15 protein-coding genes are annotated in these 12,404 nt (G+C 59.7%); 8 read left to right on the forward strand and 7 right to left on the reverse strand.

Translation table 11 applies throughout. From position 1 onward, the window contains the following. Window positions 1-24: 24 nt before the first annotated feature. Complete coding sequence (locus ACZ5FP_RS07690; protein ID WP_182547647.1) at window positions 25-279, reverse strand: DUF1344 domain-containing protein; 255 nt, start codon at window positions 277-279, stop codon at window positions 25-27. Between the two features lie 171 nt (window positions 280-450). Between ACZ5FP_RS07690 and aroC the strand changes: the two genes are divergently transcribed. Genes aroC through ACZ5FP_RS07705 form a run of 3 tightly spaced genes read left to right on the forward strand, consistent with a single transcriptional unit; the run spans window position 451 to window position 2,906 of the window. Next, the gene (gene aroC / locus ACZ5FP_RS07695; RefSeq protein ID WP_464662914.1) at window positions 451-1,545 is read left to right on the forward strand and encodes a chorismate synthase; all 1,095 of its coding nucleotides are present in this window, start codon (window positions 451-453) and stop codon (window positions 1,543-1,545) included. Between the two features lie 24 nt (window positions 1,546-1,569). Continuing rightward, entirely contained in the window at window positions 1,570-2,673 is a 1,104-nt protein-coding gene (gene ribB / locus ACZ5FP_RS07700) for a 3,4-dihydroxy-2-butanone-4-phosphate synthase (protein WP_229490889.1), read from the forward strand. A gap of 20 nt (window positions 2,674-2,693) precedes the next feature. After that, the gene (locus tag ACZ5FP_RS07705; RefSeq protein ID WP_464662915.1) at window positions 2,694-2,906 is read left to right on the forward strand and encodes a helix-turn-helix domain-containing protein; all 213 of its coding nucleotides are present in this window, start codon (window positions 2,694-2,696) and stop codon (window positions 2,904-2,906) included. A gap of 40 nt (window positions 2,907-2,946) precedes the next feature. Here the strand turns inward: ACZ5FP_RS07705 and ACZ5FP_RS07710 are convergent, their stop codons facing one another. From ACZ5FP_RS07710 to ACZ5FP_RS07720, 3 genes are all read right to left on the reverse strand, one after another. After that, window positions 2,947-3,351 (reverse strand): helix-turn-helix domain-containing protein, encoded by a 405-nt coding sequence (locus ACZ5FP_RS07710; RefSeq protein ID WP_464662916.1) that lies wholly within the window; start codon window positions 3,349-3,351, stop codon window positions 2,947-2,949. Next, the gene (locus ACZ5FP_RS07715) at window positions 3,351-3,647 is read right to left on the reverse strand and encodes a type II toxin-antitoxin system HigB family toxin (RefSeq protein ID WP_464662917.1); all 297 of its coding nucleotides are present in this window, start codon (window positions 3,645-3,647) and stop codon (window positions 3,351-3,353) included. Before ACZ5FP_RS07715 ends, ACZ5FP_RS07710 begins: the two co-directional genes overlap by 1 nt. Window positions 3,648-3,712: 65 nt before the next feature. Then, window positions 3,713-4,171: an Lrp/AsnC family transcriptional regulator gene (locus ACZ5FP_RS07720; RefSeq protein ID WP_464662918.1), complete on the reverse strand. Its 459-nt coding sequence runs from the start codon at window positions 4,169-4,171 to the stop codon at window positions 3,713-3,715. A 125-nt stretch (window positions 4,172-4,296) separates the two neighbouring features. Between ACZ5FP_RS07720 and ACZ5FP_RS07725 the strand changes: the two genes are divergently transcribed. After that, window positions 4,297-5,580 carry a cystathionine gamma-synthase family protein gene (locus ACZ5FP_RS07725; protein ID WP_464662919.1) on the forward strand — a complete coding sequence of 428 codons (1,284 nt, stop codon included), beginning with the start codon at window positions 4,297-4,299 and terminating at the stop codon, window positions 5,578-5,580. Here the strand turns inward: ACZ5FP_RS07725 and ACZ5FP_RS07730 are convergent. From ACZ5FP_RS07730 to ACZ5FP_RS07740, 3 genes are read right to left on the reverse strand one after another with little or no spacing between them, the layout of a single operon-like run. Continuing rightward, window positions 5,555-6,232: a hypothetical protein gene (locus tag ACZ5FP_RS07730; protein WP_464662920.1), complete on the reverse strand. Its 678-nt coding sequence runs from the start codon at window positions 6,230-6,232 to the stop codon at window positions 5,555-5,557. The two genes, ACZ5FP_RS07725 and ACZ5FP_RS07730, sit on opposite strands and share 26 nt — an antisense overlap. Further along, window positions 6,229-6,927, reverse strand: a complete 699-nt coding sequence (locus tag ACZ5FP_RS07735; RefSeq protein WP_464662921.1) for a hypothetical protein — start codon at window positions 6,925-6,927, stop codon at window positions 6,229-6,231. The genes ACZ5FP_RS07730 and ACZ5FP_RS07735 overlap by 4 nt, the downstream gene beginning before the upstream one ends. Continuing rightward, complete coding sequence (locus ACZ5FP_RS07740; protein ID WP_464662922.1) at window positions 6,924-7,958, reverse strand: hypothetical protein; 1,035 nt, start codon at window positions 7,956-7,958, stop codon at window positions 6,924-6,926. The genes ACZ5FP_RS07735 and ACZ5FP_RS07740 overlap by 4 nt, the downstream gene beginning before the upstream one ends. Before the next feature lie 249 nt (window positions 7,959-8,207). On the opposite strand from ACZ5FP_RS07740, the gene ACZ5FP_RS07745 reads away from it, so the two are divergent. The 4 genes from ACZ5FP_RS07745 (at window position 8,208) to dxs (ending at window position 12,404) form a co-directional block, all read left to right on the forward strand. After that, window positions 8,208-9,134, forward strand: a complete 927-nt coding sequence (locus tag ACZ5FP_RS07745) for a histone deacetylase family protein (protein WP_464662923.1) — start codon at window positions 8,208-8,210, stop codon at window positions 9,132-9,134. A gap of 4 nt (window positions 9,135-9,138) precedes the next feature. Next, window positions 9,139-9,393 carry an exodeoxyribonuclease VII small subunit gene (locus ACZ5FP_RS07750; RefSeq protein WP_105736989.1) on the forward strand — a complete coding sequence of 85 codons (255 nt, stop codon included), beginning with the start codon at window positions 9,139-9,141 and terminating at the stop codon, window positions 9,391-9,393. Between the two features lie 65 nt (window positions 9,394-9,458). Continuing rightward, window positions 9,459-10,382 (forward strand): pirin family protein, encoded by a 924-nt coding sequence (locus ACZ5FP_RS07755; protein WP_464662924.1) that lies wholly within the window; start codon window positions 9,459-9,461, stop codon window positions 10,380-10,382. 141 nt (window positions 10,383-10,523) lie between these two features. Next, window positions 10,524-12,404, forward strand: coding sequence for a 1-deoxy-D-xylulose-5-phosphate synthase (gene dxs / locus ACZ5FP_RS07760; protein ID WP_464663212.1), 1,881 nt, complete (start codon window positions 10,524-10,526; stop codon window positions 12,402-12,404).

Genomic DNA, 12,404 nt, shown 5'->3' on the forward strand with positions numbered 1-12,404 from the left:
CCTCGGCTTGTGACGAACAGGTGCTTATTGCACCGATTCTTCGATATCGGTGATGAAGCGCTCTTTGTTGACCAGATCGAACATGATCGTGACCTTCATGCCCTTGTCGATGGCGCTGAAGTCGAATTCGCCCGGCAGCTTGTAGACCTTGCCATCGTCGAGCGTAATGGTCGAATTGTCTTCGTCGATTTTGGTGATGGTGCCCTGCGCATCGTCAGCGAGCGCGCCGACCGGAAGCAGGGAAGCGACGAACATGAAGGTCGCGACGATGAAACGCATTTTGATATCCTCTTTAATCAAAATCTGGTGGTCGATTTGTCCGTCACCTTAAAGCGCGCATTTGTGGCAAAACAATTGCTTTTTTCGTGGTGGACAAAGGAATTTCAGCGGCGGGTTTGACCACAGGCGTAAACGCTCATAAAACCCCCTGACATAACGCCGGGTAATCTCATGTCGCATAATACTTTCGGTCATCTTTTTCGTGTCACCACCTGGGGTGAAAGCCATGGAATCGCGCTTGGTTGCGTGGTCGATGGTTGTCCGCCCGGTATCAGCTTTACCGAAGCCGAGATTCAGGCCTATCTGGACAAACGCAAGCCCGGCCAGTCGAAATACACCACCCAGCGGCGCGAGCCGGATCAGGTGAAAGTCCTGTCCGGCTTCATGCTGCAGGACGATGGCGTCACCATGGTCTCCACGGGCACGCCGATTTCGATGATGATCGAGAACACCGACCAGCGCTCCAAGGATTATGGCGATATCGCCCGCCAGTACCGTCCCGGCCACGCCGATTACACCTATGACGTCAAATACGGCATCCGCGACTATCGCGGCGGCGGGCGCTCATCGGCGCGGGAAACCGCGGCGCGCGTTGCCGCCGGTGCCATTGCCCGCAAGGTTGTGCCTGGCCTGATCGTGCGCGGCGCGCTGGTGGGCATGGGCATTCACACGATCGACCGGGACCGCTGGGACTGGGACGAGGTGGACAACAACCCGTTCTTCACGCCGGACCCCGGCTCCGTCGATCTCTTCGCCGGCTATCTCGACGGTATCCGCAAGGCGGGTTCCTCCATCGGCGCAGTCGTTGAAATCGTCGCTGAAAATGTACCGGCGGGGCTCGGTGCGCCTGTCTACGGCAAGCTCGATCAGGATATCGCCAGCTATCTCATGTCCATCAATGCGGTGAAGGGTGTCGAAATCGGCGATGGTTTCGCAGCGGCCACGCTGAGCGGTGAGGAAAACGCCGACCAGATGCGCATGGACAATCACGGCAAGCCGATTTTCCTGTCCAATCATGCCGGCGGCATTCTCGGCGGCATTTCCAGCGGCGCACCCATCGTCGCGCGCTTTGCCGTCAAGCCCACCTCATCCATCCTCACCCCGCGCCAGAGCATCGATGCCGATGGCAAACAGGTGGATGTGATGACCAAGGGCCGGCACGATCCCTGCGTCGGCATCCGCGCTGTCCCCATCGGCGAAGCCATGGTTGCCTGCGCGATTGCCGATCATTATCTCAGACATCGCGGCCAGACCGGCCGCATCTAAAGCATCTAATCAAGAGGCGCATACATGGCTTACAATCAGAAACGGGTCGTCGATGCGCTGCGTGCGTTCGAACGCGGTGAAATCGTCGTTGTCATGGATGATGACGGGCGCGAGAACGAGGGTGACCTGATCGTCGCGGCGGTGCACTGCACCCCGGAAAAGATGGCGTTCATCGTGCGTCACACCTCCGGCATCGTCTGCACGCCCATGCCGCGCGACCACGCCAAGCGCCTCAATCTGGCGCCGATGGTGGCCGAGAACGACGCGCCGCATTCCACCGCCTTCACCGTGACCGTGGACTACAAGCACGGCACCACCACGGGCATTTCCGCCGATGACCGCACCCTGACTGTGCGCAACCTCGCCAATCCCAATGCCGGCGCTGCCGATTTCGTGCGTCCGGGACACATTTTCCCGCTGATCGCGCGCGAGGGCGGCGTGCTCATGCGCTCCGGCCACACGGAAGCGGCCGTCGACCTGTGCAAGCTTGCCGGCCTGCCGCCGGTCGGCGTGATCTGCGAACTCGTCAACGACGACGGTTCGGTGATGCGCGGCCCGCAGGTGGCAAGCTTTGCCGAAACGCATAAGCTGCACCAGGTGACGGTGGCGGATCTCATCGCCTACCGCCAGCGCAAGGAAACCCTGATCGAGCGCATCGGCGAATATGAGATCGATACCTGCGCCGGACAGGCAAAGGCGATCACCTATGCGCTGCCATGGGAGCCCATGCACCACGCGGCCATTGTTTTCGGCGATATCCGCGACGGCGAGGATGTGCCTGTGCGCCTGCAGCGCGAGGACATTCTCAGCGACGTCTTTGGTGCGCGCAACACGCTCGACAGCATCATGAAGCGCATTGCCGAGGAAAAACGCGGTGTCATCGTCTACCTGCGCGAGGGCTCCGTCGGCGTCGGCCGCGATGACGACCGCAATCGCGCCACGCTGCAGGACCGCGAGGCGCATGCGGAAGCCAAGGTGCGTGAAGAGGAATGGCGCCAGATCGGCCTTGGCGCGCAGATCCTGAAAGATCTCGGCATCACCTCGATCCGCTTGCTGTCATCGCGCGAGCGGCACTATGTCGGTCTCGAAGGCTTTGGCATCCAGATCACGCGGACGGATATTATCTGACGCGTGGCTTCCTGCCTCTTATGGACATCAAGAAGCGATTTGGTCTGGCTGTGAAGGAAAGACGGGGTGCCCTGGGCATCTTGCAGGAAGAACTGGCGCTGCGCATTGGTGCAGACCAGGCCTACATCAGCCGCATGGAAGCGGGCCGGATGAACGTTACGCTGGAAACCGCCGAGCAGGTTGCAACGGCAATGCATTGCGACGTTGCAGAGCTGCTTGGCAAAGCCGGATGACGTGTTGATGAGGTTTCCGGGGAAAGACTGATCGGGGCGGTCAGGCCCTTCTTTGAACCTTTTTCTCATCATGCACGAGATGATAGGGCTGTACGAGAAGTTCGGCAGGAATATGCCATTCGCGATTAAGCTTGAACACCATATCCATCGTCAGCGCGCGCTTTCTGGCCATAACTTCAGAGGCTCTTGGCGCAGAGCCAAGAACCTCTGCCAGGGCCCGGCGATTCAGCCCGGCCATTTCCATGTGCGCGGCGATGGTGGAAATTGGGTCCAATGCCGGAATGGGATAATGATCGTCTTCATAGGCTTCGATCAAGGTCGCAAGAACGTCGAACCGGTCACCCTCAGGTGTTCCCGGCTCGGGTTGATTGTCGAAATAGTGCGTGATTTCACCAATCGCCCAGTCATAGTCTTCTTCAGTTTTGATCGGCCGAATGTTTTTCATTACACAGTCTCCGGGTCGATTGCATCGTACTCTTTATGCGTGCCGATAAATTTGATGAGCACACGTTTGAACGGGTAGGCGACATGCACGATAAGGCGGTACTTGTTGCCGGCAATGTCAAAGATCACCCTGTTGTCGCGGACAAAGTCGACAGAGTTGCCGAATTGCAATTTCACGTCCGCCGGTGTTTTCCATTCAGCCCTGCTCACAGCCACATACCAAGCCGTTAAGGGTGCTTCAGCTTGGTTGTGAACAAGCCAAAATGCCCGCAGTGCTTTCTTGGCTATGATCTGCATCAGGCATATATAGCAATTTCCCATATTGGGAACAAGTAAAAAATTCCCATCTTGGGAATACCCTGTTAAACCCGCCGCTCCTTGATTGTGTTCATGACAAAGCTGGTCTCGATGGAGGCGACGCACTTCAGCCGGGCGATCTTCTCCTTGATGAAGCGCTCATAGTGTTCCAGCCCGGCGCTCATGACTTTCAGCACATAATCGCGCGAGCCGGTGACAAGGTGGCATTCCAGCACCTCGTCCCAGCCGCGGATCGCTTCCTCGAACATGACGATCTCATCCTCATGCTGGCGGCTGAGCCGGATCGTGGCGATGGCGGCCATGGTCCAGCCCTCGATGACCGGGTCGACGAGGGCGGTGTACCCTCGGATGATGCCGGCTTCCTCCATCCGCCGCAGTCGGCGCAGGCAGGGGGATGGAGATAGTCCGACCCGTTCGGCCAGATCGTTGTTGGTGATGCGCGCATCCGCCTGCAGTTCCCTGAGAATGCGCCGGTCGGTCTCGTCAGCAATTTTCTGCGTCATAATCTCTCATTCATGGCAATTGTTAGCGTCAATCAATGCAATTTGATCGTAAAAAGCAAGGATTGATCCCTGCATTTGATATAATTTGCTTGATAGCACCCCACCCCTCACGCGAGGAGATTCGCATGGCCGCTCCCCATCCGTCCAAGACCCATATCGGCAACCACAAATTGCATCCTGAAACATTGATGCTGAACTATGGCTACGATCCGGAACTGTCGGAAGGCGCGGTGAAGCCGCCGGTGTTCCTGACCTCGACCTTCGTGTTCAAATCCGCCGAGGAAGGCCGCGATTTCTTTGATTTCGTCTCCGGCCGCAAGGAGCCGCCGGCCGGCGTCGGTGCCGGCCTCGTCTATTCGCGTTTCAACCACCCCAACAGCGAAATCGTCGAGGACCGCTTGGCTGTCTATGAGCGCACGGAAAGCTGCGCGCTGTTCTCCTCCGGCATGTCGGCCATTGCGACGACCCTGCTGGCCTTCGTGCGCCCGGGCGACGCGGTGCTGCATTCGCAGCCGCTCTATGGCGGCACGGAAACCCTGCTGGCGAGGACATTTCTCAATATGGGTGTGGCTGCCGTCGGCTTTGCCGATGGCGTCAACGAAGCCTCGGTGCAGGCGGCGGCCGATGAGGCGATGAGCAGGGGCCGCGTCTCCATCATCCTCATCGAAACGCCGGCCAACCCGACCAACAGCCTGGTCGATGTGGCGATGATCCGCCGCATTGCCGACGCCATCGGCAAAAAGCAGGGGCACACGCCGGTGATCGCCTGCGACAACACGCTGCTCGGACCGGTGTTCCAACGCCCGATCGAGCACGGCGCCGACATCTCCCTGTATTCGCTGACCAAATATGTCGGCGGCCATTCCGATCTGATCGCCGGTGCGGCGCTCGGCTCGAAAGCCGTGATGAAACAGGTCAAAGCGCTGCGCGGTGCCATCGGCACGCAGCTCGACCCGCATTCCTGTTGGATGCTCGGCCGCTCGCTGGAAACCCTGAGCATCCGCATGGAAAAGGCCGATAACAATGCGCGCGCCGTCGCGGATTTCCTGCGCGATCATCCGAAAGTGGAAAAAATCCACTATCTGCCCTATCACGATGCGAACTCACCGCTCGGCCGCACCTTTGCCGCGCAGTGCACCGGTGCCGGTTCCACCTTCTCGTTCGATATTCGCGGCGGCCAGCCCGCAGCCTTCAAATTCCTGAATGCGCTGCAGATCCTCAAGCTGGCGGTCAGCCTCGGCGGCACCGAATCCCTCGCCAGCCACCCCGCCACCATGACCCATTCCGGCGTGCCCGTGGATGTGCGCCAGCGGATCGGCGTGCTCGATTCGACCATCCGGCTGTCGATCGGCATCGAACACCCCGACGATCTGATCGCCGATCTTACCCAGGCCCTGGCGGCGGCCTGACCGGCGGAGCCTCGATCAATTCCAGCGGGAAGGACGTTGGCTCCCAGAATTTCTCCAGTTTGCATTTTTGGACAGCCAGCGCCTCCCATTCGTGCAGAATCCTGGCGATTTCGACACGGTCTCGCGCCAGCAGGGCGGGGCAGAAGGACGGTGCCAATTGCGCGAGATAGTGTTGCATGCCCGGCAATGGTTCGACGATGGATTGAGCAAGGTCCAGATTGCCTGTCGCCGTCGCACCCAGCATTTCAAAGAAGCGATCCCAGTCATAATAGTCACCGGAAGCCTCGTACTGTGCTGCCAGTGCTCGATAATGTTCAAATGTCGTTGTGGAACGAAGCTTTGGTAGAATCTTTCCTTCGAGCAGATCGAAAAGCCGCTGAACGGAGTCCGGATTCGTTGCGTCCCAGTATCCGGTTTTGGGATCAGAAAGGAAATCGCCAAACCCCAGCGTGATGACGTCACTTGGCGGAATGAGGAGATCCACGACGGTTATCGGATCAAACATCCAAGGTGTTCGGCAATAATCCAGATAAATTCCGCGTCGAAGGTGGTGAATGGGTTTGACGACCACGAAACGCCCGATCATTGCCAGATCATCGTGGCGTTCGAGCAATGGTTTTACCATCTTGCGAATTTCAGCGCCTGTTGTCATCTGGACACCTCCAGTTCCAGCGGGAAGGGCGTAGGCTCCCAGAACTTTGTCAACTTGAGATTCTTGATTGTTTTTGCTTCCAGGTCATGCAGACATTTGGCCAGTGCCGCCCGGTCTTCGGAAAGCAGGGCCGGACAGAATGCTGGATAATGGACCTCAAAGCTTTGCCTTAGTCCCTCCCTTTTGCCGATAATGTATCTTGCCGTCTCGAAATCGCCGGTGGCTGCGGCCATTAGCAGCCGCGGATAATACATGAATTCAAACGGCGTCAGATTGTTCTCGTAGCGGCGGGCAAACTCCATCATTTGCTCGAACGTGACCATCGCGCGTAACGATTGCAACGCCGCCTCGGTGAACCGCAGCATCAGTTCAATATTCTCGGGATAGCGTATGTCCCAGACGCCGAAGCGCGGGTCGTTTTTCCGTTTATCGACGAGGTCAGGATCGGCGTCCTCAAAGGAACGGTAGATGAATCGGTCACCCCAGCCGATGCCCTGTTCGGTGTCGCCATCAAATGTAAGACAGACACTCAGCGTCGGCACAAATGCGTGTTGATTGATGCTGCGATCGATGAAGACACCGCGAACAAAATGCCGCACAGGCGTCAGGATGAGGTATCGCCCCACCAGCGCCAGATCAGAATGGCGAGCGAGCAGAGGCTGGACGGCTTGTTTGGTTTGCGTGATCGTGGTCATTCGAACGGTTTCATCCCCATGACAAAGAATTGTGTGCCTTCGCCAAAATACCTGGCGACTGTTCTGCCGATTTCACCCAACCGCGGAACCGTGATATCTCTTTTCCCGGTTTTTGCGTCATAGACACAGACAAGTTTTTCCGAGGCCCTGTCATAGACATCGACGCGAATTGTCCCCTTGCCCGCATATTTTGCCCACCTGGATGGGTCGTTGTGCGATGGATAAATGCGATCTGCCAGTGATCCGCTGAGCGATTTAAGAGCGGATATTTCAGCGCGCAGGTCGGGACTTCCGATGTTCTCGACTTTCTGCTTGAGCAGGGAATGAATCGCTGTACCCCGAAGCGTCGTCGAGCCAAAATTGGAAACCGGTCCGGCTTCTCTCGCCGCCTCATTCAGCATGGTCTGAACTCTCAGGAAGTTAGGGCAATATTTTGCCGCCTCTTCCCGCGAGAGGGCCGCGACGGCGGCCCAGACTTTCGCGTCGTCTTTGCCCTTGGTATAGGCTTGCGCACGGGACGCGATAATAGGAACGAGGCGAGCATCGTCCCCAACTTCTGCGGTGAGTTCGTTATATTCTTCGACTTGACTGCCAATGTCGTCGTTCCACCGCATGCGCGGCACGATTGCTGACAGAGTGGCAATGCCACGAACATTTCCGGATGACAGCTTTGGCGTATTGGCGGGATTGCGAAGCGCTGGCATAGCGGGTTGAGAGCCCTGCGCATGGGTACCTGCCGCGGCTGCTCCCAATACGGCACTTGCACCCGCCGCATCGGTCCACTGTCCACCCTCCGGTACTCCGGCTGGCTCGCGCGGCTGGTCGGGATCGTATTTCCGCAGGAGATCGATTTCCTCCTGCAGCCTCAGTTCGGCCTCCAGCAAGGCGCGCTGATAGTCGAGCTGGCGGTACTGATCGCTGCGCAGGCTGTTGGGCGGTGCGAGTTTCAGCGCCTTGAGCTGGAGCGCGTTGGCGGAAAGATGCCAGCGGAGCCGGAGGTGTCTGGAAGAATGTTCATTCTGTAAATTCATGAATACTATCCTTTAAAGGGATAATATTCCTACATCGGGCGGGAGGCCGTCAATTAGACATTGGTCGAGGTTTTCGCTGAAATATGCAAAATTTCAGGCGCGGTGGCGGCATTGATCCCGCCCGAAGTTCCGGGACACCATGCCAAGTCCGCTGCTTTGGCTCTTGTGCGAAGCGCGATGTCTGTGCACATTCTCCCGGCGCAACCCAAGCCTTGTGCCGATGTCCATTCACAGTTGCAGAAAGCCGATATGGTCACCCGTCTTTATACGCACCCGATCTATCTCGAGCATTTGACGCCCGTCGGCCATCCCGAGCGGCCGGACCGGCTGCGGGCGCTGAACAAGGTGCTGGAGGACAGTGCGTTCGATGCCCTGGACCGGGCGCTGGCGCCGCCGGGCGACGCGGCAACCATTCTCTATGCCCATCCGGATCATTATCTCGACCGGGTCCGTGAGGCCATTCCGGACGCGGGAATCACCCGGGTCGATGCCGATACCTCCGTCAGCCCGAAGAGCTGGGAGGCGGCGCTTGCTGCCATCGGCGCGGCCAATGCGGCGGTCGATGATGTCTTTACCGGCCAGGCGGACAATGTCTTTGTCGCATCGCGCCCGCCGGGGCACCATGCGGAGCGCAATCGGGCCATGGGCTTTTGCCTGTTCAACAATGCGGCCATCGCCGCCCGCCACGCCCAGAAGACGCATGGGGCGGAGCGGATCGCCATCGTCGACTGGGATGTGCACCACGGCAATGGCACGCAGGACATTTTCTGGGACGATCCGTCCGTGCTTTACTGCTCGACCCATCAGATGCCGCTCTATCCCGGCACCGGCGCCCGGGATGAAACGGGCGCAGGCAATATCGTCAATGCGCCGCTCGCCCCCCAGACCGGGAGCGAGGATTTCCGCGAGGCGTTCAAGACGCGTATCCTGCCGTCGCTCGACAGCTTCCAGCCGGACCTGATCATCATTTCGGCCGGTTTCGATGCGCATCATCGCGATCCCCTGGCCGAGATCAATCTGGATGAGGATGATTTCGACTGGGCCACCGGCGTTTTGCTGGAAAGAGCTGGGAAGTACGCGTCGAACCGGCTTGTCAGCCTGCTGGAAGGCGGCTACGACCTCAAGGGCATGTCGCTGTCTGCCAGCGCACATATCAAACGTTTGATGAAAGGTTGAAACCATGGCCGATGTACAACCCAATGCCGATATCGCCGCCATGAGCTTCGAGCAGGCGCTCGATCAACTGGAAAAGATTGTCGATGATCTCGAGCGCGGCGATGTGCCGCTTGAGCAGTCGATCCGCATCTATGAACGCGGCGAAGCCCTGAAAAAACATTGCGATACGCTGCTGCGCGCCGCGGAGGACAAGGTCGAAAAAATCCGGCTGGGCCGCGACGGCCAGCCCGCCGGCACCGAGCCGCTCGACCCGGAATAGACCGCGGCTGTTCAGCCGGGCTGCGAGACGCTATGATGCGGCTCCGAAGAGTTGGAGCAGCGTTGATGAGCTTTTTTCCCGGCAATGATCCGCAACCCGGCGACGCCACGGCCGTTGATTCGATTGAAACGCTGATCATCCCGCGCACGAGCGATGTCGGCGGCCTGCAGGTTCGCCGCGCGCTGCCCACCGCCAAGCGGCGGCTTGTCGGCCCGTTCATTTTCTTTGACCGCATGGGACCGGCCATCCTGCGTCCCACCGATGCGCTCGATGTCCGGCCGCACCCGCATATCGGCCTGTCCACGGTAACCTATCTCTTTGACGGCAATATCCGTCATCGCGACAGTCTTGGCACCGAAATGGTCATCCGGCCGGGCGACGTCAATCTGATGACCGCCGGCCGCGGCATTGTCCATTCCGAACGCTCGCCGGAAGAGCTGCGCACCCAGCCGCTGCCCATATCAGGCCTGCAGACATGGCTGGCGCTGCCCGACCATCTCGAGGAAATCGACCCCACCTTTGCCAATACGGCGGCGGGCGAACTGCCGGTGCTGCGCGAGGCCGGCACGGAAGCCCGCGTTGTCATGGGAACATTCCATGGCGCGGGATCGCGGGTAAAGCAGCATGCCGAGACACTCTACGTCGATATCCGCCTGCAACCGGGCGGGCATATCCAGATACCGGCAGATGCGGCGGAAGAGCGGGCAATCTATACGCTGGATGGGTCGGTGGAGATTTCGGGCGAGAGTTTTCCTGCCGACCGCCTGCTGGCCTTCCGCGCCGGAGACGAAATTGTCGTATCGGCACCGCAGGGTGCGCATTTCATGCTGTTTGGCGGCGCGACCATGCCATCCAAGCGCTATGTCTGGTGGAATTTTGTCTCGTCATCGAAAGAGCGGATCGAACAGGCGAAAGAGGAATGGCGCTCGGGCCGTTTCGATATCGTGCCGGGCGACGAGGAAGAATTCATCCCTCTGCCTGAAAATTGACATGCGCAGCGGGAAGGCTGGCCTTCTTGCTGCTTCGGCGGAATTCATCTAGGAAGCGCCAGCCTTCTGGCAAGAATTGACCTTGGAACTGGAACCTGTGCTTTGGCGAAAAAACTGGAAACACCGCTGCTCGACCGCGTCATGATCCCCGCGGATTTGCGCGCCTTGCCGGAGACCGACCTGCCGCAACTGGCACAGGAGCTGCGGGCGGAGCTGGTGGATGCCGTTTCGACCACGGGCGGTCATCTGGGAGCCGGTCTTGGCGTTGTCGAACTCACGGTTGCGCTGCATCACGTTTTCGATACGCCGCATGACCGGATCATCTGGGATGTCGGCCATCAGGCCTATCCGCACAAGATACTGACAGGCCGCCGCGATCGTATCCGCACGCTGCGGCAGGAGGGCGGGCTTTCCGGCTTCACCAAGCGCAGCGAAAGCCAATATGACCCTTTTGGCGCCGCCCATTCCTCGACGTCCATTTCCGCCGGCCTCGGCATGGCGGTTGCCAGCGATCTCTCCGGCATCAAGCGCAATGTGATCTCGGTCATCGGCGATGGCGCCATGTCGGCGGGCATGGCCTATGAGGCGATGAACAATGCCGGCGCGCTCGATGCGCGGCTGATCGTGATCCTCAACGACAATGACATGTCGATTGCGCCGCCGACGGGCGCCATGAGTGCCTATCTCGCGCGGCTGGTATCCGGCCGGACCTACCGCTCCATTCGCGAGACCGCCAAGCAGCTGGCGAAGAAACTGCCGAAATTCCTGCAGGAAAAAGCCCGGCTCTCGGAAGAATATGTGCGCGGTTTCTGGACCGGCGGCACGATGTTCGAGGAGCTCGGCTTCTACTATGTCGGCCCGATTGACGGGCACAATCTCGATCACCTCCTGCCGGTTCTGAAAAATGTCCGCGATACGATGGATGGCCCCGTGCTGGTTCATGTGGTCACCCAGAAGGGCAAGGGCTATGCCCCGGCGGAAGCCGCCGCCGACAAGTATCATGGCGTCAACAAATTCGATGTCATCACTGGCGCACAGGCCAAACCGCCTGCGAACGCGCCGAGCTATACCAAGATTTTTGCCACGAGCCTGATCGAGGAAGCCCGCCACGACGACAAGATCGTCGCCGTCACCGCCGCCATGCCGGGTGGCACCGGGCTCGATCTCTTCGGCGAAGTCTTTCCGGACCGGGTGTTCGACGTCGGCATTGCCGAGCAGCACGCCGTCACCTTTGCCGCGGGCCTCGCGACGGAAGGTTTCAAGCCGTTTGCCGCGATCTATTCCACCTTCCTGCAGCGCGGCTACGACCAGGTCGTGCATGACGTTTCCCTGCAGAATCTCCCCGTGCGTTTCCCGATTGACCGCGCGGGTCTGGTCGGCGCCGACGGCGCGACCCATGCGGGCTCGTTCGATACGGGTTTTCTTGCGGCCCTGCCGGGTTTCGTGGTGATGGCAGCCTCCGACGAGGCGGAACTGCGCCACATGGTGCGCACAGCGGCAGAATATGACGAGGGTCCGATTTCGTTCCGTTATCCGCGCGGCGACGGCATCGGCATCGATCTGCCCGAACGCGGACAGATCCTGCAGATCGGCAGGGGCCGCATCGTCCGCGAAGGCAGCAAGGTCGCATTGCTCTCCTTCGGCACGCGCCTGCAGGAATGCCTGGCGGCTGCCGATGAGCTGGATGCGGCGGGGCTTTCCACCACGGTCGCGGACGCCCGCTTCGCCAAGCCGCTGGATGAAGACATGATCCGCCGTCTGGCGCGCGAGCATCAGGTGCTTGTGACGGTGGAAGAGGGGGCCATCGGCGGCTTCGCCTCGCACGTCCTGCACTTCCTCAGCCGCGATGGTCTGCTTGACCATGGCTTGCGGGTCCGCACTCTGACCTTGCCGGACCTCTATCTCGATCACGCCAAGCCGGAAGCCATGTATGCGCGTTCGGGGCTCGACCGGGCCGGCATCGTCCAGACCGTCTTCGGGGCGTTCGGCCGCGACTACCTGGCAGCACCGGCCAGGGCATAG

It is taken from the genome of Phyllobacterium sp. T2-21, from assembly GCF_055378485.1.